Source organism: Pedobacter frigiditerrae (genome assembly GCF_004331645.1).
Taxonomy (GTDB): domain Bacteria; phylum Bacteroidota; class Bacteroidia; order Sphingobacteriales; family Sphingobacteriaceae; genus Pedobacter; species Pedobacter frigiditerrae.
Map to the genome: position 1 here is coordinate 202286 of NZ_SJSK01000004.1, position 23752 is coordinate 226037.

Here is a 23752-nt window from a genome sequence, read left to right on the forward strand (position 1 = left end):
GACATTCATAATTTTTAGATTAAAAAGTAGCGTTTACACCAAATACAATAGTTAATGAATGTGGGTATCCTGCGTAATCAAACCCTGGCGTGAGGTTACTCTGTCTAGAAGAGATCTCTGGATCCATACCTGAATATCTGGTGATAGTAGCCAGATTTTGTGCCGAAACATTAATGCGTAAATTGTTCATCCCCCATCTTTGAATGGTGTTCTTAGGTACAGTATATCCAAACGAGACTGTTCTCAATTTTAAATAAGAACCATCCTCAATTACCCTCGAGGAATAGGCTGCAGCTCCCTGTCCACCTGCCCTGAAATAAGTATTGTTGGGATTAATTGGTGTCCAACGTTCTGCATAACTTGCAAATTGATTTAAGTTAGGGTTTGCTACGATACCACCTTCAAAAATGTATCTATTGGCATTGATTACGTCATTTCCTACAGACCATTGCAACAATACATTCAGGTCAAATCCTTTATAGCTAAAGTTATTGGAAAAACCACCGGTATATTTAGGCAATCCATTTCCAATAACGGTATAATCAGAACCATTAATTAATAGGTCTCCATTAATATCCTTGTACTTCACATCTCCAGGTTGCACTGCAGTTCTTGCGGCTAAATTGGTTGTTACATTAGATTTAAGCAAATAGGTGCCGTTGGGCATTTTATCAAAATCACCATACTGATAAACACCATCAGAAGCCAATCCGTACATTTGCCCCAATGGGTTTCCAACCATAGATATATAAGGGAACAAACCGCTATAAGTAGTGTTAAAAAAGGTTCCATTACCCGCTAAGAGGTAATTCTGGTTATCTGTTAGTGCCAAGATTTTGTTCTGGTTAAAACTGATATTGAAATTGGTAGACCAGCTAAAATCTTTGGTTACAATATTTCTCGAATCAATTGAAAGCTCTAATCCTTGGTTTTGCAAACTTCCAACATTTTTAAATCCAGCACTTCCCTCTACTCCTATTGAGTAAGGCAACGAGGCATTTAATAAAAGGTCTTTGGTTTTTTTGCGATAGATATCGGCTGTAACACTGATCCTATCTTTTAGAAAACCTAAATCTAAGCCAATATTAGTTTGCTCACTGGTTTCCCACCTCAGGTTTTCATTACCAATAGCAGAAAGATAAGTTCCGTTTTGAGCAGGCTGATTATTAGCAGAATACCAATAGTTTGTATTTGACAACTGCAGTTGTTGCATATAGGCAAAATCGCCTACTCTATTGTTACCAGATTGACCGAAACCTACACGCAACTTTGCATTTGAAATCCAATTAAGGTTTTTCATGAATTCTTCATTGCTAAAACGCCAAGCTCCAGATACAGAAGGGAAATAACCCCACTTACTTCCTGGAGGGAATTTCGAAGAACCATCAGCTCTAACAGAAGCTGTTAATAAGTACTTAGATTTGTAATCATAGTTTACCCTGGCCAATACCGACTGCATGGCCCACCTAGAGCTATTAGAAACCCTGCTGGTATTAGCAGCGGCAGCTAAGTCAAGCCCATCCAAACCTAAATCTTCATTAGGTAATTGAAAAGCAGTGAAAGACCTGTTCGAGCTATTGTTACCTTGTGCATTATAGTTTACTAAGGCGTTAAAATTATGGTTCTTGCCAAGTTTAGCCTTGTAATTTAAAGTGTTATCTGACAACCAACTTGCTTGATTTGCAAAACCAATGGTTCCATTAGGACCAGATGCCACATACTTGCTACCTGCTTGTGTTTTAGAGTTGTTTAGGATGTTGGTTTCGACATTATTTTTGGTAATGCCCCCAGCTACTCTAAAGGTAAGATTCTTTAAAATGGCATATTCTGCATAAGCATTGGCGGTTAGGTTATTCGTTTTAAATCTTGTTTGTTGATTTTGAAGGTTAAGTAAAGGGTTTACCCGATAATCTTGATTATTGCCAAATTCATTAACTGGATCGTAAAAATCTACCAATGGATCATAGTTTTTTCCCGAAACAGATACACCATTAGTTGGTCTTTGCCCCCATACCGAATAAAGAAGTACAGATGAGGCATAAAAATTGGTGGCACTTACCGGAATACCAAACTGTTCGCTATTAGCATAATTGGCATTTATCCCTGCTTTAATTTTGTTATTGATCTTCTGATCTAAAACAAACCTACCTTGATATCTTCTAAAACCACCAAACTTCACAATACCTTTCTGGTTGTTAAAATTACCAGAAATAGCATACTGGGTACCCTCCGTGCCACCTCTAATGGCAATATCGTGGTTTTGATTTTGCCCTGTTTGATAAACATAATCCTGCATATCAAGGCTTGTAGCATTTCTATACGAATCTAGTGTAGTACCATTTTTAAGATAGGTAGAATCTGCAAATGGCGAGTTAAGATCTTTAACATACCTTACAAATTCGTAGGCATCCATTAACTTAATTTTTTCTGGTACCTTTTGAATTCCGTAATAGGCATTATAAACAACTTGAGGGGGGCCCGATTTACCTTTTTTAGTGGTAATTAAAACTACCCCATTAGCTCCTCTGGCACCATATATAGCCGTAGCTGATGCATCTTTTAATACATCTATTGATTCGATGTCAGATGGACTGATAGAATTTGCATTAGAAGATTCAGAAGGGAAACCATCTACTACATACAGCGGCGAATTATCTTGTGTAATGGAACCCGCTCCCCTAATTATAATATTAGCCACAGCACCTGGTTGCCCATCGCTGCTTTGTACCTGAACGCCGGCAACTCTACCCGCCAAAGCTTCATCAAATGATTTTACTGGAGCTTTAGCAAAATCTTTCATGTTTACAGAGCCAATTGACCCTGTTAAGTCGCTTCTTTTCTGGGTACCATACCCCACAACAACCACATCATTTAGGCTTGTTGAGCTAGGACTCATTGATACATTAATGCTTGTCTTTGTTCCTACTATTACTTCTTGTGTAGTATAACCAATATAGTTAAAAACTAAACGGTCTGTGGCTAAAGCCTGAATTTTGAATTTTCCATCTTTATCCGTTTGAACACTTTGCTTTGTGCCTTTAACCAAGATAGATACCCCCGGTAGCACTTCGCTTTTTTCGTCTATCACAAGACCCACTATCGTTTTCTGCTGACTATAAACTTTAGTAGTTAATAATAAAGAGATCAAAAGAATCAAAAGCTTAGGAATAACCCAGCACCTAAGTCCTCTCACCCCACGTTCATTGTAAAGTTTGTTCATAATTTTAATTGTTTAATTTGGTTAGTGGCTTTTTTATTGTAAAGCCTAATTACAACACATCAAAATTACCTAGCTATAGCCAAAATAGGGGGTTGATATTAATTTTTATAGGGGTAATAATTGGTGATTTAGCGCTAATAATAGCTTTTTTATAAAAGATCGCCAATTGCTTAACTAGATTAACACCGTTGCCTTCTACAGTTTTTTTGGTGCTGAAATAATATTTTAAGCTATTGATTTGAGATGATAATTCAGTTCAAAAGGGAATTACTCGTTTGTCTTTTTGTTATATTCAGAAGGTGCAACCCCATATTGCTTACGGAATTCTTTACTGAAATATTTTCTGTCGTTAAAGCCAACAGCATAAGCAACTTCTGCAATATTTAAGTTATGCTCTGCTAAAAGTTGTGCAGCTCTTTTTAGCCGCTGAGATTTGATAAAATCAGCAATGGATAACCCCGTAAGCACCTTAATTTTTTTATAGAGTACCGTTTGGCTCATTCCAATATTTTCTACCAGGCTGCCAACATTAAATTCTGGATCTTCCATATTCTCCTCAATAAGCAGCATCAGCTTGTTTAAGAATTTCTCATCTGGCGATACACATTCAAGCTGTCGGGGGGTGAGCATGATTTGCCTGATGTATTTTTCCTTTAAACTTTCACGCCCTTGTAAAAGGTTGCGAATACTTAATTCAAGCACTTGAATACTAAAAGGCTTAGTGATATAAACATCTGCCCCTGCCTCTAAGCCATCAACCTGGTGCAAGTGTGAGGCCATGGCTGTAAGCATGATCACGGGAATATGATTGGTGCTTTCTTCGGCCTTTAAGCGGCTGCAAAATTCTAATCCATTAAGCTCTGGCATGGTTACATCACTCACAATAAGATCAGGAATATGCTCAATTGCCTTTATCCAACCTTCCAGACCATTCACACTCTCTAGGATATGGTAAGTTGACTGTAGAGACTGCACAATAAAGCCACGTAACTCGTCATTATCCTCTACAACCTGAATGGTATATTTTTTTTCCACAATTATTACATCAAGAGGGCCATTTTCATTCAATACCATTATTCCGGGAAGGTGAGCTTCAGGCTGAATTACCATCTCTGTTGCTAACAATTCATCTGGTTTAAAATGAGCCTTACCCAATAATAGCGTTACAGAAAGGGTCGTATTGCCATTACTTGCACTAGAAGATGGAGTACTTGAAACAGCAATTTCACCGCTGTGCAAGTCTACAATATTTTTTACAAGGGCCAAGCCTATCCCCCATCCCTCTATAGTAGCAGAGCCTGAATTAACCTGATAAAAATTGGTAAATATTTTATCCTGCACCTCCAGTGGAATGCCTATACCTGTATCGGCAATAACAACCTTTACACTTTCAGTTTCTTTAGCAATAGAAAAACTTATTTTACCACCATCTGGGGTATATTTAAAGGCATTAGACAAGATATTATAAAAAACCTTTTCCATTTGGCCAATGTCAAACCAGGTATAAATCTGCTCTTCCTCGCAATTAAAACTATAAGCTATATTTTTAATCTCTGCAAGCCCCTCATAAGAATTATAAATGCTACGACAAAACACAACAAGGTCATTCTCTGACACCTGCAATTTAGCATTCCCAGTTTCTATCTTTCTAAAATCCAACAATTCACTGATGAGGCGCAACAGCCTGTCGGTATTTCTTTTAATACCATGTAATTGATGATTAACCGTATTGTTTTCCCTTGTTAATTTGATCAACTTTTCTAGCGGGGCAAAAATCAAGGTAAGTGGCGTACGTATCTCATGTGAAATCCTGGTAAAGAAATCGAGTTTCATCTGATAAAGTTCCTGCTGTCGCTCATTGTTCAAATGTTCAAAATAAAGCTCAGATTCGAGGCGCTGTTGCCTGCGGGTAAACCGGAGGATGAAATAAAACAGGAAGGAACCTGCGATAAAATAAAGCGTATAAGCCCACCAAGTACGCCATACTGGTGGTAGAATACGTATTTCAAGCCTTGCTGGTGTCTCATTCCAAAGACCATCATTGTTACTGCCTTTTACCAAAAAGGTATATCTTCCAGATGGCAAATTGGTATAAGTTGCCGAAGAGATAGCTCCTTCATTCCAATTTTTATCAAATCCCTCTAATTTATATTTATACCTATTCTTTCTGGGCTTGATATAGTTTAATGCAGCAAACTCTATGGTAAAAACATTTTGCTGAGAAGAGAAGGTTATTTCCTTAGTTAAACTCATTGCCCTTTTTAACAATCTATCGGCTGCATTGATCATGACAGGCTGATTAAAAAGCTTCAATGAGGTAAATACAACGCGTGGACTAAAATGATTTTCCTTGATGTGATCGGGATAAAAAGAAACCAAACCATTATAACCACCAAAGAACATTTGCCCTTCGCTGTCTTTTAATCTGGATGTATTATTGAAGACATTTCCTGGAAGCCCATCGCTGGTATTATAAACTTTAAAGGTGATGCGTTGCTTGTCAAATTTTACCAAACCATTTTCAGAGCTCAACCACAAAAAAGCCTTATCATCTTCTAAAATAGCTAATATATTATCTCCTGGTAATCCATCTTTCTCAGCATAGGTTCTGAAAGTCTTTTTTAGCGGGTTATAAGCACTTAAGCCGCCATGATAGGTACCGATCCAAATTGTACCTTGTTTATCTTCGAAGAAACAATTTGCATAACTATTTGCAAGACCAGGTGTTGATCCACCAATAAAAGTTACATAGTTGCTTGAGCCTCGTGGACGATATTTTATGCTATGCCTGGTTCCGATCCAAATGTTGTGTTTCGAATCCTCAAATAATATGGCAACTTGTTTATCTATATTGTTAATGCTCTTAATGTCTACAGATTTAAATTTTCCAGTTTCAGTGTAAAAGCGATCTAGCCCTAACTGCGTACCCACCCAAAATTCACCCTCACTATCTTGAAACACACAATTTACTTCATCAGAACTCAGCGAAGTCTGATCAAAATCCCGACTTCTGTAATGAATAAAATCATTTTTATTTGGCCTGAAGAGATTTATTCCACCCAAGGCCGTTCCTATCCAAACCCGTTGCGATTTATCAATTAAAATAGATTTAACCAGATTAGAACTCAGGCTATTTGTGTCCTTCACCGTGTTTTTATAGGCAATAAAGCTATTTGTTTCCCTGTTAAAGTAATTTAACCCACCGGCTTCGGTACCAATCCATAAATTATGCTTTTTATCCTCAACTATAGTACTGATAATATTGCTACTCACACTACTTTTATATTTATTGTCTTGGTAAACTTCAAATGGAGTAACTATGGTATGCACCACATCTAACCCACCAAAATAGGTACCGATCCATACAGAGCCGCAGTCATCCTCATAAATATCATGTATAGAATTTTGGCTTAGGCTAGATGGGTTTGCAGAATCATGCACATAATTCTCAAATTTTTCTGTTTCAGGATCTAGTATGGATAATCCTTCTTGTGTACCAATCCATAATTTCCCTCTTCTATCAACTAAAATTTTACGAACATGGTCATTAACCAAAGAATTGGAGGAATTTTCGCTGTGTAAAAAACGCTTAAATGAGCTTTTGCTTTCCTCATACAAACTAATCCCATCGTATTTAGTACCCACCCACAACCTTTTCTTTTGATCTTCTGTAATGGTTGTTATCAGGTTCCCACTTATTGAATTGCTATCTTTTGAATGATTAAAGAAAACACTGTGATATCTCCCCTTTACCTTGGTCAGTTGAACCAAACCAGCGGTGGTACCCACCCAAATGCGGTTAACATGGTCCTGAAAAATGGCCTGCACCTGATAGGGTACTTTAAGACCAAGATTAAATGTCTTAAAAACTTTATTGTTTTTATCGGTTGAATAGGTTAAACCATTATTACTACCCAGCCACAGCACGCCTTCACGGTCTTTATAAATACAATTTGCCCTATCCACACCTGTAACGCTATGGGTAAAAGATTCGCTTTCGGGATCAAATTTATCTAGCCCCCATAAAGACCCTACCCACAAGACCTTGTCATTATCTAATGTTAATGCCTTTACAAAATCATTAGAGGCAATACTATTTTTATGCTGTGGGTTATTTTTAAATACTTTTATCTCTTTACCATCATACCTATTCAATCCATATTTTGTACCAAACCACATAAAGCCTTGGGCATCTTTTACGATAGAGAGTACTGAGTTTGGGGAAAGACCATTTTCTACAATCAAATGGTTAAAGACCAATCGATTTTGAGCATAGCCCAATAAGCCTGAACCGCATACAAAAAATACGGCAAAAAAATATCTAATGCTTTTAATGGATAGCATTTGCATATCGAGGTTCTATAACTTGGCTTATCATGAGTAACAAATCTAAATATTCCATTAGATAAATAAGTCAAAATTTATAATAACATCAGCTTGTTATTCAACAATACCCTCCCTACCTAAACTTGACCAAAAACAGGCTGTACCATAATATGGTAAAACCCATTGCTCGTAACAAATAGCTCAACCCTTAAATTTCTTTGTTAAATGGCTTAATGCACCAGTAGACCAAATCGCCCATAAAATAAGTACGGGTTGAAAAAACAGTCTTGCCAACCTTTTAGCATCTGTATCTAGTCCAAATGCATTGGTATGGTTTAGGTATTGTGCAATGTTTCCAGGAAAGATCAGCACATAGAATATGGCTAAGGCTATACCTACCTTTATCCTTTGTTTTTTCCAGAAAACCATACCCAAGCCCAACGCTGCCTCTACAATACCCGAGAGGATAACCGTTAAATCCTTACTCAAAGGACTCCAGTTTGGCACTTGCGCCTGAAATTCACTGCGCTGAAAACTGAGGTGACCTACGGCAGCAGCAATCATGAAAACACCTAAAATTATCCTAAAAGTCTTTTGAAGGGTTGTGGTTTGGTCTTGAGGCTGTTGCATATCGATATTCCTACACATTTCGAGCCAAAATCACAACAAAAAAAGCCTGTCTGTCGACAAGCTTTTTTATAAATCATGCAAGCAGTTTAGTGTTTAACCATTTCCCTACTGTACTGTACCCCTATTCCGTAAGCCCCTCCATATTTAACCACAAGGTCGTTAACTGGTAAATAGGTTTCTTGCCTAGCCCAATCTCTTTGCAACTCTAGTAAGTATTGCATGGAAGTAATGGGATGTGCTCCAGCTTGTACCATCCTTGCAATTGCCATTTCATGTGCTTCCTTTGTCAGATCTCCACTGGCATCGGTAATTACATACACATTATAACCGTCGCTGATGGCCGATAGTACTGGCCCAACTACACAGACACTTGTCCATAGCCCCCCCATCACTAATGTTTTTTTCCCTTTGACAACAACCGCTTTGTAAAATGCTGCATCTTCCCAACTGTTCATGGTAGAGCGGTCTATATAACCAGAAGTTTTTTTCGGATAAAATTCTTCAATTTCTGGAAATACTGGACCGCTAAATGATTTTTCGGCAACGGTGGTGACTATGGTAGGCACCCTGAAAATTTTAGACGCACCGGCAACAATTGCGGTGTTATTTCTAAGTTGATCAATGGCAATACTTTTTGTGGGGAAGGCCATCTGCCCTTCATGATCTATTAATATTAAGGTGTGGTTAGTTGGGTTTAACAACATTGGACTAGGTTTTTGGGCATATGCGCCAAATGATGCGATGCCTATGAAGGCTGATAGTATTATCTTTTTCATTGTTTTATGATTTAAAGTTTATTGGTTAAAATCTGTAGAAACGGAGAGTTGTAAATGAGCAGCCATTTGTGTTTTGAGTTGTTCTATTTTATAACCTGCATACTTTATGGCATCTGAGCCTAAAAGTATCCTGAGCGGCGGGTTTTCCATTTCGCTTATTTTATAGATCACTTGTGCCGCTTTCTCTGGATCGCCTGGTTGGTTCCCGACAATCTCTTGAGAATGCATTCTTTTGATTTCACTGATCTCCGTATATTCAGTAAGCTCTTTGGAAGGCAATGCTACTGAGCCATTTTTAAGAAAGTTGGTTCTGAAATAACCGGGCTCTACTATGGTTACCTTCAACTTAAAAGGAGTTAGCTCTTCTGCCAAAGCTTCAGAAAATCCTTCCATGGCAAATTTTGTAGCACAATAAATACCCCAACCCTTTCCTGCAATAAGCCCAAAAACGGAAGATATATTGATGATATGGCCTTTACCTGCCTTTCTCATTCCTGGTAAAACAGCTCTTACCATACCTAAAGCAGCAAATACATTGATATCAAAACTAGCCTGAACTTCTTCCTTTGAAGCTTCCTCAATTCCTGCCATCAGGCCATAGCCAGCGTTATTAACCAATACATCGATGCTTCCAAAAGTTTCTTCTGCAAACATTACAGCTGCTTGGATACTGGCTTCATCAAGTAAGTCTACTTCTATAGGTAAAAAATTTGCCGATGAGATACCTACTACTTTTTTTAAGGACTGTACTTTTCGGGCAGTTGCCACCACATTATCGCCATTGGCCAGCGCCATTTTTACTATCTCTAAACCAATGCCTTGAGAGGTTCCAGTAATTAACCACGTTTTTTTAGTTTCCATGCTTCTTATTTCCCTCCTTTTGATGCTAGTAAAATCACATCGGCTATTGCCTTAGGATTTGAAATATAGAGACTGTGACTACCCTTTATCTCTATTGTTTTTGCATTGGCCGCCTTGTACATTGAGCGCTCCAGGTCTGGATGAATGCTTTTATCTGCTGTTGCCACAATTGCATAAGTGGGCTTAGTTTTCCAAGCCGCAGTGGTAATTGGCGTTAAAAATGATTTAACGTTGATGGGTTGTTGAGAATCTGCCATAAAATTGGCTTTTTCAACACTTTGTTCTGGTGCGAAACATTCCCTGAACTTGGCTTTATCAAAATACAACAGGCCATTTTTATCTGGGGGTAAGATTCCGTTCACTGGCAATTGTGGCCCCGATTGGATGAGCGAAATTGCCGATTGTTTGGCATCGGGCATAAAAGCAGCCACATATACCAGCCCAACTACCTTGTCTGCGTTACCTGCTTCGGTAATTACTACGCCACCCCATGAATGCCCGACTAGTATAACCGGTCCATCTTGGGCTTCAATTGCTCTATTGGTTGCAGCAACGTCATCTTCCAATGAAGTTAAGGGGTTTTGAACAATGGTAACATTATACCCAGCCTTTTTCAATTGATCATAAACTCCAGACCAACCCGAACCATCTACAAAAGCACCATGTACAATTACAATGTTTTTAGCTTCTTGTTTACCTTGGGCCATTAATGAACCTGCAGCGGCAAAAAACAGTAGCAAGGAAGTAGCAAGGAGCTTCGTTTTCCTTAAAGTTGTTTGTGTTTTCATTTTATTGTTTTTAGTTTTTAATTAAGTTCTTAATCCTAATGCAAGCTAAACACCAAACAATTAACATACTGTAAATCAATATTTTAAAAACAAATTCAATGCACAAACTACTATATTTCGTAACTTTTAATAGTGAAATGGCTAAATGAAGCGTGTGGGCCAAGGGGAACGAGCTAGAATTTAAAATTTAAAAGTTGCTGTAGCGCCAAGCATAGTGATATCCTTACCGCTCCCACTCTCTTTCAGGTAACTGCCACTATTAAACCAGGTAAATTCTGCCCTAAAGTATAGATAGTTAGTAGGTACATACTCCAATGTTGAGCCTAGCTGTGCACCAATATATTTTGAAATAGTATTTTTTCCGGAGTAGAGCAATCGGCCATTTACGGCATAAATTCCATCATTTTTTTGCATTCTCCAGAATACATCATAATCTTGTATAAATGTGATTGTTTTAGAAAGTGAAATTTCAAGATAAGGATGTATATCGAAGAGATTAGCAGGACCAATCAATGCAGCAAGGCCAAAATACCCACCTCTAGGAAACAATGGATTAAAGGTATTTAACTCCTCATCTCCATAAACTTTGTCTCCGCTGATCGCTTCTGTTTTTAAGCCAATCTTTGGTTGGTAAGGAACGTTAATTAATGAGTAAGACAGATTTGCAGACATAGTCCATGCTGAAATATCTTTACCTGAAAAGTTCCCAAATTGATAGAGCCCTTCAGTGTCATATTGAAAACGAGCATAGCTACGTGCAGCACGAAGTCCTAGGGAATGCCTCATTTCCTGTCCCTTTCCTTCGTCAAAAGCCGAAGATTTTCTTTTATATCCAAAGTAATAAACATCTAGGTTATCAAAGGGCAATAACTTTGACAATGCTCCATAAGCGCCCCAAAACCTTATTGCTTTCGAAGGATCATCATCAAAAATTCCTTTTTTAACTTGTACATAATTGGTAAAGAAGGCATCTAATCTAATCTTATTAGAATTAAATATAAGCTTTGCACCATCAAATGACTGCCTATTATTCGGGGCTTCCCTAACCGATACTATACGCTGCGAGCCGTATGAGATCTCTTGTCTCCCCAAACGGAGCACTATCGTATTTTCTTGAATTGGAAGATTGATATCCACAAATGCTTGATGCAGATCAAGTGGATTTTGATTAACTGGCGAGGGTTCTTCGATTTCCCCATTGCTCATGCCACCTTGTAGTTGTACAAAAGCTCTCAATCCTTTGCCTACATGCAAATCACCGTGAAAAAGATATCTTGATAATACAAATCCATCATTATCTTGAACCGCATCTCCCCAATCAGGGTTGGTATACTTAAAGTATTGGGTTCTAAACTCACCGCCAAAGCTAGCATACACCTTTTTATTAGATGAAAGTGGCAGAAACTTGATTTTTTTGTACCAAGTATTGGTATCTGTAGCAAGGTGTTGATAGTCTTCATCATACCTCAGTTGTTTAAACTTAATGTTTTGAGCTTTTACCATTATGGGAAGCAACACCAATAATGAAATCAATATTTTTTTTATCTGCATGGTTATCGATATTTGTTATTACCGATAACCAATCCATATGCCGTAAGCAAATATCTTGTCCTTTGTACATCCAGTGCTTTTTAAAAAACTATCTTGCTATATTTAGAGAAACCAACACATCAAATGGCGAAATAAAGTAATTTGCCTTTTCACTTCACTAAAAACTAGTTAAGCCCCCTCTAACCAACATGTTTTCTCACGATGCCCAATCTTTTCATTTTTGAATTTAGTGTAGTTGCTGGCACATCCAAAAGCTCGGCTGCTCCACCCGGACCAGATATCCTGCCACCACTTTTCTTGAGTACAGTTAAAATATAATCACGTTCATTTTCGTCAATGGATTTCACATGTCCGTCTTCCTGCTGCACTAGAGGCCGATCTGTAGGCGTATTGGGCAAGATTACCCTGTCTATGTTATTTTCCCGACTTAACAGGATATTTCTTTCCATGATATGCTCTAACTCTCTTACATTTCCCGGCCAAGCATAATCCTCTAATTCCTTGAGCGCCTGGTCTGATAGCTTAACCTCTGCTTTTCCAACCATAGCCCCATACTTTTCTAGAAAATGCGCCACCAATATGGGTATGTCACCTTTTCTATCTCTCAAGGGGGGCAGTATAATTGGGAATACATTTAGTCTGTAATAAAGATCTAGCCTAAAACGACCCGCAGCAACTTCCTTTTCCAGATTGCAATTGGTGGCGGCTATTATTCTTACATCTATCTTGATGGTCTCTCTCCCGCCAAGCCTTTCAATTTCCCTTTCCTGTAATACTCGTAATAACTTTGCCTGTGACTCCAATGGTAACTCTCCCATTTCGTCCAAGAATATCGTACCACCCGATGCCTGCTCAAATTTCCCGATCCGCCTTTCTATTGCCCCGGTGAAAGCTCCCTTCTCATGCCCAAATAGCTCTGATTCGATCAGGTGTGTGGGCAATGCAGCGCAATTGACCACGACTATAGGTTTCTTGGACCTTGGGGAAAGTTCATGTATGGACTTGGCAAACCGTTCTTTTCCAGTACCACTTTCACCCAAAATAAGGACAGACGTTTCTAGCGGTGCAACAATGGATAGGTGATCTAATGCTGTAAGTAAAAGATGGCTTTTACCAATAATTCCCACAAAACCGTTTTGCTTTACATTAGCAGCATACATTTTATTGGGGTTTACCTGAAGGTTTTCTCTTGGTGCTCTTTTAACATCCTTAACTATACCATCAAAGGTTAATGACATTTGTTTTTGCAGGCGATTAACCAGCGTTAAGTGACGATTGTTATATACATCGTTCTTACGACTATAAAAAGATAAGGTAAATCCTGCTCTCCCCTCAATTGGAATAAACATGACCAAGTTAGATGACATACCAAAAGTTTTGGCAACCAGTTTTTTTGATGGATTGATTTTACATACTTCTTCGAAATCGGCTAGGTTATAAATGGCCGATCTGGTATCTTCTGATGCTGGAACTTGGTACTTAGTAAGGTCCGATGATTGAAGCCCTGTCATGGTCATCAGTTCCTGAGTTCCGATAGCTTGGTATTCATTAAAGCTCAATCGCAAGAAACAAACACCATCGTATGGTATGCTATCTAGGTTTTTCATACCTATGGCAACAAAATCGAAAGGAATATGTGGCTGTATCGTCTTGGATATTTTCAGAAACTTGTCTTGCCAATTAATTTCTTGTGAAATAATATCCGTAATTACCGACTGCAAAGCTAGTTCTGTATCACGCTTAAGAGAAATGTTCTGATGATGCAGGTATTGTGCAATTTCCAGGCTTACCAATACATCTTTTTCTCGGAAAGGCTTTACCAAGAAGCCGTAGGGTTGCGTACTTTTTGCTTGCTCTAATATTTTTTGATTCGAATTAGCAGATAGGTAAACAAAGGCAATGTTCCTTTCCAACAACTCTTTGGCTAAATCAATACCTGTAAGTTTACCTTCCAGATGAATGTCTAACAAGACCAATTGGGGGGTGTGTTTAGCGATAATCACTCGGGCCTCTTCAACTGAGCTTGCTATGCCACAAACTAGGTAGCCAGCTTTTTCCAATATCATAGAAAGATCATTGGCGACAATAAATTCGTCTTCTACTATCAATATTTTTATGCCCATGATAGTTTTTCTTTAATTTGAGAGCTAGACTTTGAACAATAAATAGCGTTAAAATGCATGGTTCAATTTTAAATTTAGATTTTGTATAGCTAGGGATGCAAAATAGATGCCCAATAAATTCTAATGCTTTTAGGTCAATACAGTTACCTGAGAGATGGTAAAATGGCTATTTTCCGTTAAATGGCGAAATATCGTCAATTAACCAATCACAGTGTATTAGCCTACTCTAAATTCGTTTAAAAAACCGAAGCTACCAAATATGGTGAAATAATGGACTGAACCATATTTCGCTATCTCACATCGTCACTCGACGAAATACAGTAAGGACACACCAATGAATTAATGTCAAAATGCTATAAATCAGGTAATTGAACATATGGTATTGCTATTGTATTTATCGGTTCACGTATAACAACAAAGCATGAAAAAATTATTCAATAAAATAGCACTAATTACCGGGGGAAACAGCGGTATTGGCTACGCAACTGCAAAATTGCTAAAGGAACAGGGAGCAACCGTGATCATCACCGGTAGGGATGAAAACAAGTTAGCCAGTGTTTCAGCTGCATTAGGTGTCATGGCAATTAAATGTAATCAAGATAGCCTAGCGTCCATCAATCAAATGACTAGCGAAATACAAGGTAAATTTGGTCAACTGGACATTATTTTCCTTAATGCCGGAATTGCGGAGTTCTCGCCGTTTGAACAGGCAAGTGAAGCCCATTTCGACAACCTTTTCAATGTGAATGTAAAGGGCGTGTTTTTCACTTTGCAAGGATTAATCCCTTTGCTGAAAGAAGGTGGTTCAATTATTTTCAATACTTCTGTAAATGCTCAGCTAGGGATGCCAGGATCAGGAGTATATGCGGCAACCAAAGGGGCATTGTTAAGTTTAAACAGGGTTCTAGCAAAGGAACTTGCCGACAGAAAGATACGTGTCAATGCAATTTCGCCAGGCCCGGTACAAACACCACTATATGACACCCTGGGAATGGCCACCGATGCAATCACAATGATGGGTCAAATCCTAAGTCAAAAAATCCTTCTTGGCCGTTTTGGCCAACCTGAAGAGATAGCAAATGTGGTTTCTTTCCTCTCTGGCGACGAATCAAGCTTCATAACTGGAACGGAAATCGTAGTTGACGGTGGCTTTACCGTAAATGCCATAACAGGCTAACAACTTAATCTTAGATTATGAAAATAAAAACTTTAGCACCCAGAAATATCGTCTTCATTACAGGAGCATTTGTAAGCAGTAGCAGTTGGGACCAATTGCAAATTTTCTTTAGGGAAAGGGGATTTGAAACCGCTACCCCTGCATGGCCATTCAAAGAATCTTCTGCCAATGCACTTAGATTGAGGCATCCAGATCAAGAAGTGGCCTCAACAAGATTGGCAAGTTTAGTAGAATACTATACAGCATATGTTTCAAAACTCCCAGAAAAGCCAATCCTAATTGGCCACTCGATGGGTGGTCTCTTGGTTCAACTCCTTATCCAAAAAGGACTCGCTTTTGCTGGTATTGCCATTCACTCCTTACAGCCACAAGGCATTTTTACTTTCAAGTTTTCTTTTTATAAGGCTGGATGGGGCCCCTTAGGCTTTTTCACCTCCACAAAAAAAACCTATCTGATGTCTTTTAAGGAGTGGCAATATGCATTTACCAATTGTATGCCTTATGAAGAACAAAAAGAGGCCTATTATAAATTTCTAATACCAGAATCAAAGCTAGTTGTGCGTGATGCCATTACAAGTGTAGCTAAGGTTGATTTTAAGAAACCCCATGTACCCCTGCTCTTCATTTCTGGTAGCATAGATAGGTTTATTCCCGCTTCGCTTAACTATTCAAACTACAAAAAATATAGCCATAGTGGTTCTATTACAGCTTATAAAGAATTTGAAGGAAGAAATCATTTTGTGTTGGGACAGCCCGGCTGGGAGGAAAGTGCAAATTATATCCTTGGTTGGATAAGCAACCTATAATCATTAATCACACTACATAACATTAAAAGAGATGAATTGCAAAATCAAATTCTTACTCCTACTGGCCATTTGCCCCTTGTTATTATTTGCCCAAAAGGCCGATCTCATCATCATTAATGGGAAAATTGCCACTATGAATAAGGCAAATGAATTTAGGCAAGCAGTAGCTATCAAAAATGGAATTATCCAAGAGGTAGGCCTATCCGCACACATCCTTAATACCTATAAAGCAAAATCTACAAGAATAATTGATGCTGGTGGAAAAACGGTTATACCTGGACTTAATGACAGTCACATGCACATTATCAGAGAGGGATTGCACTACAACAGTGAGCTTCGCTGGGATGGGGTTAAAACTCTTAAACGTGCAATGGAAATATTAAAAGAACAAGCACAGCGTACTCCCCCAGGTGTTTGGATCAAAGTAATAGGCGGATGGAATGAGTTCCAATTTGTAGAGAAAAGACAACCTACCATTGATGAAATTAATGAAGCTGTACCAGACAAACCTGTATTCATTACTTATCTCTATGGCAAAGCATTTCTTAACAAAAAAGGAATTGAAGTATTGGGTTATAATCAAAATACCCACTACGAAGGAAGCCTTTTAGAAAAAGACAAGAATGGTAAATTAACAGGGTTAATGTTTGCCAAGGAGACGCCAAAAGCACTCTATACCACATTGGCACTTACTACCGTGCTTAACCATGAAGAAAGGTTAAACAGTACGCTCCAATTTTATAGAGAACTGAACAGTTTCGGGCTAACCAGTGCTGTAGATGCCGCTGGTGGTGGACAAAATTATGATGCAGACTATGGGGTTGCAGCAGAATTAGCCAAACAAGGAAAATTGAATGTAAGGACATCCTATTATCTCTTCGCACAAAAAAAGGGAACTGAATTAAAGGATTATCAAAAGTGGGTAGCAACTACCTATCCCAATAAAAACGACCATATGCTGATGGCTAATGGTTATTCAATGGAAGGCGCCGGAGAAAATATCGTAGCGTCTGCAGCAGATTTTGAGAATTTCCTAGAACCTAGAATTGTCCTTTCTGACAGTATGGAGACTGACCTTGAACCCATAATTCGCCTGTTGGTTAAAAATAAATGGCCATTTAGATTACATGCCACCTACGGCGAATCTATTGAACGGATGTTAAAGGTGTTTGAAAAGGTAAATAAAGATATACCATTTAATGGCTTAAGATGGTGCTTTGACAATGCAGAAACAATAACAGATGCACAGCTGCTAAGAGTAAAGCAATTAGGAGGAGGTGTTGCCGTACAGTTTAGGATGTACTTTCAAGGAGAGCTTTACAACAAGATGTACGGCAAGCCAGAAAGGCAACTCCCTCCCATTAAACAGATGCTAAAATTGGGCATTCCGGTTGGTGTTGGTACTGACGCACCAAGGATTTCTACCTACAACCCATGGATGTCCCTCCATTGGTTATTAACGGGAAAAACAATTGGAGGAATGCAATTCTGGCCAAAAGACCAAGTACTAGACAAGTACACAGCACTAAAATTATACACAGCTGGTAGCGCCTGGTTTTCTGGGGAGGAAAAATTAAAGGGAAAAATCAAAAAGGGAATGTACGCGGATATGGTAATTCTTTCTGGCGATTATTTCCAACTTCCAAACGATGAGATCAGAAAACTCGCGGCAAAAGTTACTATCGTAAACGGTAAGGTAGTTTATGCTACAGCCGAATATAAATCGCTTGACCCAGGTATAGCAGCTGTTATACCATCATGGTCGCCAGTAAAATATCATGGAGGATATCAAAGATGAATAAGCGCATAAAAACCCTTTCAATAGTACTGTTAATATTGGGATGCCAATTTGCAAAAGAACTAAGCGCACAAGAAAAATTCAAGGTTTTCGGAATGGCCATCAGCGTAAAAGATTTAGAGGTATCCATTAAGTGGTATCATGACATACTTGGCTTCAGGGTGCTACAGAGGTCTGAATTTCCACTGATCAACGCAAAAACTGCCTTTATAGAAGGTGCCGGCATACGCCTTGAGTTACTAGAAGTGAAAGATTCTTTTCGCGAGGCATCACTTTTTGCAGACCCACCAAACCATATGCGCCTGATCGGAAACAAGGCTCTCATACTTTATGTGGACAACCTTAACCAGATTACAAAGGAACTAGAAATAAAAAAGGTTGTGTTTGCCTTCAAGGAGGTAAAGCTGAACGACAAGGGATTAACAAGCACGCTTATCCGAGATCCTGATGGAAATTTCATCAGCATTTTCGGCAAAAAGGGAATGATTCCAATTAACCAAAAAAAATAAAAAATGAAAAAGAAAAGACTATTTATTTTAATGTTCTTATTGAGCTTGCTCAACTTAAAGAACATCGCCATGGCTCAGCTGCCACTGCCCCCACACGTTCCCATTTGGGATGCGAACAAAGTGGAACTAAAACTGCAGAAAATAACAGCAGATGCTTATGCCATTATCCCCTCAACCGCAGTCACGGAAACCTCAAAAGGTATACCACAAGCTACAACGGGTGGATTTATTATTGGCGAAAAAGGTGTGTTGTTAATCGAGGTGATGATGACCAAAAGGCTTTTCGACCAGCAAATCAAATTGATTCGTTCGGTAACCGACAAGCCCATTCTTTTTGCAGTGAACACCAGTGACCATGGCGATCACTGTTTCGGCAACTACCTATTACCTCCAACAACACTGATTATCCAGAATGAGTTTGCCAAAGATAACCTTGCAGCAAACTACGAAGGGATTAAACAGTTTATGGTAATGCTTTTTGGCACGAACAGGGGTATAGAAAATACCGTTTATCGCCCTGCAGATATTGTTATTCCAAAAAATAGTAATCTTAAGATAGACTTGGGCAAAGGAAAAATCATTGAACTGATGAACGTGGGCACTGCACAATCTCCAGCCGATCTGTTTGTATGGATGCCATCAACCAAGGTATTTTGGGCAGGAAATCCTTTCATAGCGGAAAGCCCCACCATCCCTTGGTTGTTCGATGGCTTCTTCTTGGAGCCAGCAGAAAACCTCAAAAAAGTTTACGATTTCTTACCAAATGATGCCATCGTAATTCCAGGGCACGGAAAAATGACCAATAAGGCAGGTATCAAATACACCATTGATTATGTAGAGACCTTAAAGACTAATGTAGAAAAAGCAGTTGCAGAAGGACTAAGCCTTGAGCAAGCAAAGGCATCCATCAAAATGCCAGAATTTAACAAAGGTTACGTGCTTTTCGATTGGTTGCATTTCAATTTTAATCTTCCAAATGCCTTTAAAGACATCAGTGCAAATAAAAAATCAAACATTAAATAACCTCAAAAATAAAATCATGAAAAAAACAGCAAAATGCTTGATGGTGCTTACCGCCATCTATCTCCTAATGACAATGACTGCAGACAAGGTTCTTGCAGCGACAACAGTGAAGGCTGCAAATCCGCCAGCTAATTTTAAACACCAATACGCCACAGTAAATGGCGTAAAAATTCACTATGTTATCGGTGGTAAGGGAGCCCCTTTATTATTAGTTCATGGATTTGGTCAGAATTGGTACATGTGGAACCGCTTATTGCCAGAACTTTCTAAACACTTTACCGTAATAGCGCCAGATTTGAGAGGTGTGGGAGAATCCAGTAAGCCAGCTGGGGGCTATGATAAAAAGACAATGGCAAAGGATATGCATGAGTTAATGAAAAAACTGGGTTATAGCAGTATAAATTTAGCAGGCCATGACATTGGTTTAATGGTTGCTTATGCGTACGCTGCCCAATTTCCAGGTGAAGTTAAAAAATTGGCATTAATGGATGCATTACTTCCGGGGGTAGAACCAGTTTGGAGCCAAGTAAAGGCAGGTGCATGGTGGTTTGGTTTCTTCGGGATGCCTAATTCTGGTGAAATTGTTTCGGGTAAAGCTGGCCTTTTCCTAACCAGCTTCTGGCCTTTGGTTGGTTATGTTAAAAACCCATTCACCGTTGCAGAAAAAAATGAATTTATCAGAGCATATAGTGTTACAGGCGCTACAACTGGAGCATTTCATTGGTTTGGTGCTTTTCCGCAAGATGCGAAAGACAACGTAGAACTGATGAAAACAAAATTGCCTATGCCATTGCTTGCTATGGGCTCACAACATTTTGCAGCTCCATTCTTAGCGAGCCATTCTAAACTGGTTGCCACAAATGTGAAAGAATCAATTATAAAAGACTCTGGACATTGGATTGTACAGGAACAAACGGCACAAACATTAAAAGGACTACTTGATTTCTTTAAATAGGTTCATCAAGACAAGAAAAGGGTTTATGATTATAATCATAAACCCTTTTTATTGATTTAGTTCACTGGTTCATTTGTTCATTAGGCCTACGCCTTAAACTTTCAACTCTAAACTTTCAACTCCAAACTCGCAACCTCAACTCGCCATTACAGATAGGTAAGCCGTTTCGCCACTCATTAAATTCACCTTAAAGTTAATGTGGATGCTTAAACCGTTATTATTTAAAAAGCTACAGTTCCCGCCTAACTGCTTGCTAAGACCTAAGATTAGGCTCATTCCTAGTGATTTGGCTTTTTTAGGATCAAAACCTGTAACCAATCCCTTTCCGTTATCCTTGATCATCAGCGTTAGCGCATCTTCACCGATGGCAGCAAGAGAAATTTCTATCTTAGGATTTTCAGTATCTTCAAATGCATATTTAATGGCGTTGGTAATTGATTCGTTTAAGATTAACCCTAAGGGAATAGCCTGGCCAATGTCTAAGCTCAAGGGTAGCATGTCTATCTCAAAAATCACTTTTGTATCACGATTCATTGAGTCAGAAAAATAAGCGACCATCTCGCTTACATAATCCCTAATATTTATGCACGACATTGATTCTGATTGGTAAAGGCGTTGGTGTATCATTGACATTGCTTGCATGCGATGCTGACTTTGCTTGAGGGCCAATAAAGCGACATCATTATCCAAGTAATCGGTTTGCGCCCGGAGTAGGCTAATCACAATTTGTAGGTTGTTTTTCACCCGATGGTGGATTTCTTTCACCAGCCATTCCTTTTCTATGATCAGGGATTCTTTCTTTTCTACCAATTCTTGCAGGGAACGATTTTGTTGACTTATCTCTTCCTTCTGTGCATTCAGCAGCTTATTGGCCCTTTGCTTGAGCCGATAACGACTCAAGAGAAGGGAGACAACAATCGCTAAAAGCAAAATACCTCCATAGGTTAAACCTTTATTGATTTTTGCTTGCGATAATAGCGTTTGTTGCAACTTCGCTTCTTTTTCAAGTCGTTTAATGTTTTGATCGTTTTCTGCCGCCCTAAGTCTAAAAACAGTAAAATCGCGATCTCTTCTCTGATCTTCCAGTGCAGAAATTTTTAATTCCTGTTGTCTTTTTTGCTGGTCGAGCCTCATCTGCAAACTAGTCTGATGGAGCAGTGTCTGATGTAAGAGATCTTGCTTCTCCAAAATTTGGATATTTTTCTGCTTCAATAGAATATCCTTATCCTTTTTGTCGGTTTCATATTGGATCTGCAGCTCTAAATATCTTTTTTTGTTGGTGGTATTGTAAATGGTATCATTGATGGCTTTATATTTCAGAAAGTGATTAAGCGCACTGGCATAATTTCCACCTGCAGAATCTATCCTGTAAAGGTAGAGCTGTATGTTTCGCTGATCATTCGCTGTTAGCACGTTATGAGGGATGTTTTTTAAAGTTTCCAAATATGGTTTTGCTTTATCCCATTGCCTGGTCCTGAGGTAAAATCCAGCAATCAAGTCAATCGCCTTATTCTTGAATGTCGATCCCAGTTTGTCACTGACTTGTACAGCATCAAGATAATATTTCTCTGCAATGTCAAACTTTCCTAGTTTGGCGTACAATCCTCCTCTAATTACAGGGAGTACGGTTTGCTCAGGACCAGGTTGCGGTGGATATTTTTTTTCCATTTTATCAATAAAATCCAGTGCTTCAACCACTTTCCCGTTTCTTCCCATCACATCTGCGATGGATCGAACCAAAACCAGCGCTTCGCCGGGAACTAACCTTGTTTTTTTCTCTACCAACTCAAACGCGAGTTTAAAGGTCTCCATACTTTTATCGAGCTGGTTCATCGCCAAATATAGTGCACCTAATTGCTGGTAAGTAACTGCCAATCTGCTAGTCTGTTTGTATTTTACAGCGGCATTGATTGATTCAATGTAATAACGCAATGCTTTCTCATTATTACCATAATCTATACAAATATTGGCAAGACTCGCGTAGGCATAAACAATTACTGGACTTTTAGTAACCTTGAACAATTCTATAGCTGGAAGCAGTTCCTTTTCCGCTAATGTGTTGTCATTTTGAGTACGGTAAAAGTTTGCTTTACATAGCATAATCATGGCTATGGTATCCTTATGGTTCAGCTTGGTATAAATTTTAATGCATCGATCTGCGCCACTGATCAATTCACGGGAATATTTGGCAAGATGCGGAAGATTTGACACCAACATGGTAAGTGTTCGCCCAGCCATCCGTTCATCCCCTTTTAACTCGTAAGTCCTGATGAGCTCCTTATAGATTTCAACGCCTTTATCGGTATCTCCTACCGTAAGCTGAAACATAGCAAATTGTGATTTCACCATTAATTGGACAGTCGTTGAACCGAGATTCTTGGCAATCGCATCAGCTCTATGCAGGTAAATAAAGGTACTGTCGATATTTTCTTTTGTTCGCCTACGTGCCACTGCTTGTTTGGCCAAAGAGATCCATAATGCAACCTGACTTTGCCTCCCCAGATTTTTTAGTCGGCCCTTGGTAGTTTTGATATCGCCTTTGGCAAGGTAAACTCTGGCTTCCAGCAGTTTAGCAAAATCCATACCTTTAGCATAGCCAATATTAACACTTAATGAATTTGCACGTTTAGCAAAAAGGATGGCACTATCTAGTAACTCAATTTGATCTAAATATTGATCGAGCTGCTCATATCCTTTGTCTAATAAATTCTTAACCCTTAGGGTATCTTTTGTGGAAAGTTTTTGATAACCTTTTGATTGATGCTGCTGTGCAACCGCTGAAGTACACATTAAACATATGAATGCTAACAAAATGTGTCTAAAGCAAGCTTTTTTAATTCTTCCGCAAATTAAAAACGGGGCAAATCGGGATTTTGCAGCCAATAATAACCGAATTGATGTATTGAGGGTCATAGATATGGAGCGAATCATAGGCTGACGTGAATTATATTTGAGGTTATCCACTGAAACTTTGGCTCTTTTTTCTCCATAGATCGAGATAACCTCAAATTGAAGCCATTAATGTACCATAGTACACACACCTGATAATCAGATGGTTAATTAACGGCAGCAATCGCCATTTGACGAAATCTCGTATTTTGACGAATGAACATGAAAACGTTCCTTAAGAAAGTTTTGTAGTTCGACGACATGAGGTGATTTAATGTCAGCGATTAGCGAAATAACGCAAGTGTTTTTTCCTATATAGT

The 23752-nt window shown here is 38.8% G+C and carries 15 protein-coding genes; 6 read left to right on the forward strand and 9 right to left on the reverse strand.

Annotated elements, in window-relative coordinates; genetic code table 11:
- Window positions 1–19: 19 nt before the first annotated feature.
- The 8 genes from EZ428_RS16040 to EZ428_RS16075 form a co-directional block, all read right to left on the reverse strand.
- Window positions 20–3220 carry a SusC/RagA family TonB-linked outer membrane protein gene (locus tag EZ428_RS16040; protein ID WP_131554202.1) on the reverse strand — a complete coding sequence of 1067 codons (3201 nt, stop codon included), beginning with the start codon at window positions 3218–3220 and terminating at the stop codon, window positions 20–22.
- Window positions 3221–3487: 267 nt separating this feature from the next.
- Window positions 3488–7570: a hybrid sensor histidine kinase/response regulator transcription factor gene (locus EZ428_RS16045; RefSeq protein ID WP_131554203.1), complete on the reverse strand. Its 4083-nt coding sequence runs from the start codon at window positions 7568–7570 to the stop codon at window positions 3488–3490.
- Window positions 7571–7747: 177 nt separating this feature from the next.
- On the reverse strand, window positions 7748–8194 hold the full coding sequence (locus EZ428_RS16050) for a DoxX family protein (protein WP_225871080.1): 447 nt from the start codon (window positions 8192–8194) through the stop codon (window positions 7748–7750).
- A 68-nt stretch (window positions 8195–8262) separates the two neighbouring features.
- Window positions 8263–8952: a hydrolase gene (locus EZ428_RS16055; RefSeq protein WP_131554204.1), complete on the reverse strand. Its 690-nt coding sequence runs from the start codon at window positions 8950–8952 to the stop codon at window positions 8263–8265.
- Window positions 8953–8970: 18 nt separating this feature from the next.
- On the reverse strand, window positions 8971–9813 hold the full coding sequence (locus tag EZ428_RS16060) for an oxidoreductase (RefSeq protein ID WP_131554205.1): 843 nt from the start codon (window positions 9811–9813) through the stop codon (window positions 8971–8973).
- Window positions 9814–9818: 5 nt separating this feature from the next.
- Window positions 9819–10601 carry an alpha/beta hydrolase gene (locus tag EZ428_RS16065; protein WP_131554206.1) on the reverse strand — a complete coding sequence of 261 codons (783 nt, stop codon included), beginning with the start codon at window positions 10599–10601 and terminating at the stop codon, window positions 9819–9821.
- 180 nt (window positions 10602–10781) lie between these two features.
- The gene (locus EZ428_RS16070; protein WP_205945736.1) at window positions 10782–12152 is read right to left on the reverse strand and encodes an alginate export family protein; all 1371 of its coding nucleotides are present in this window, start codon (window positions 12150–12152) and stop codon (window positions 10782–10784) included.
- A 179-nt stretch (window positions 12153–12331) separates the two neighbouring features.
- Window positions 12332–14275 (reverse strand): sigma 54-interacting transcriptional regulator, encoded by a 1944-nt coding sequence (locus EZ428_RS16075; protein WP_131554207.1) that lies wholly within the window; start codon window positions 14273–14275, stop codon window positions 12332–12334.
- A 421-nt stretch (window positions 14276–14696) separates the two neighbouring features.
- Between EZ428_RS16075 and EZ428_RS16080 the strand changes: the two genes are divergently transcribed.
- The 6 genes from EZ428_RS16080 to EZ428_RS16105 are packed head-to-tail and all read left to right on the forward strand — an operon-like array spanning window position 14697 to window position 20543.
- Complete coding sequence (locus tag EZ428_RS16080; protein ID WP_131554208.1) at window positions 14697–15452, forward strand: SDR family oxidoreductase; 756 nt, start codon at window positions 14697–14699, stop codon at window positions 15450–15452.
- Between the two features lie 17 nt (window positions 15453–15469).
- On the forward strand, window positions 15470–16258 hold the full coding sequence (locus EZ428_RS16085) for an alpha/beta hydrolase (RefSeq protein ID WP_131554209.1): 789 nt from the start codon (window positions 15470–15472) through the stop codon (window positions 16256–16258).
- 31 nt (window positions 16259–16289) lie between these two features.
- On the forward strand, window positions 16290–18056 hold the full coding sequence (locus EZ428_RS16090; protein ID WP_131554210.1) for an amidohydrolase: 1767 nt from the start codon (window positions 16290–16292) through the stop codon (window positions 18054–18056).
- Window positions 18053–18565, forward strand: a complete 513-nt coding sequence (locus tag EZ428_RS16095; RefSeq protein ID WP_165501795.1) for a VOC family protein — start codon at window positions 18053–18055, stop codon at window positions 18563–18565. The genes EZ428_RS16090 and EZ428_RS16095 overlap by 4 nt, the downstream gene beginning before the upstream one ends.
- A 3-nt stretch (window positions 18566–18568) precedes the next feature.
- On the forward strand, window positions 18569–19588 hold the full coding sequence (locus EZ428_RS16100) for an MBL fold metallo-hydrolase (protein WP_131554212.1): 1020 nt from the start codon (window positions 18569–18571) through the stop codon (window positions 19586–19588).
- A 16-nt stretch (window positions 19589–19604) separates the two neighbouring features.
- Complete coding sequence (locus EZ428_RS16105; protein ID WP_165501796.1) at window positions 19605–20543, forward strand: alpha/beta hydrolase; 939 nt, start codon at window positions 19605–19607, stop codon at window positions 20541–20543.
- Between the two features lie 135 nt (window positions 20544–20678).
- Here the strand turns inward: EZ428_RS16105 and EZ428_RS16110 are convergent, their stop codons facing one another.
- Window positions 20679–23474, reverse strand: a complete 2796-nt coding sequence (locus tag EZ428_RS16110) for a tetratricopeptide repeat-containing sensor histidine kinase (RefSeq protein ID WP_131554213.1) — start codon at window positions 23472–23474, stop codon at window positions 20679–20681.
- Window positions 23475–23752: the final 278 nt, after the last annotated feature.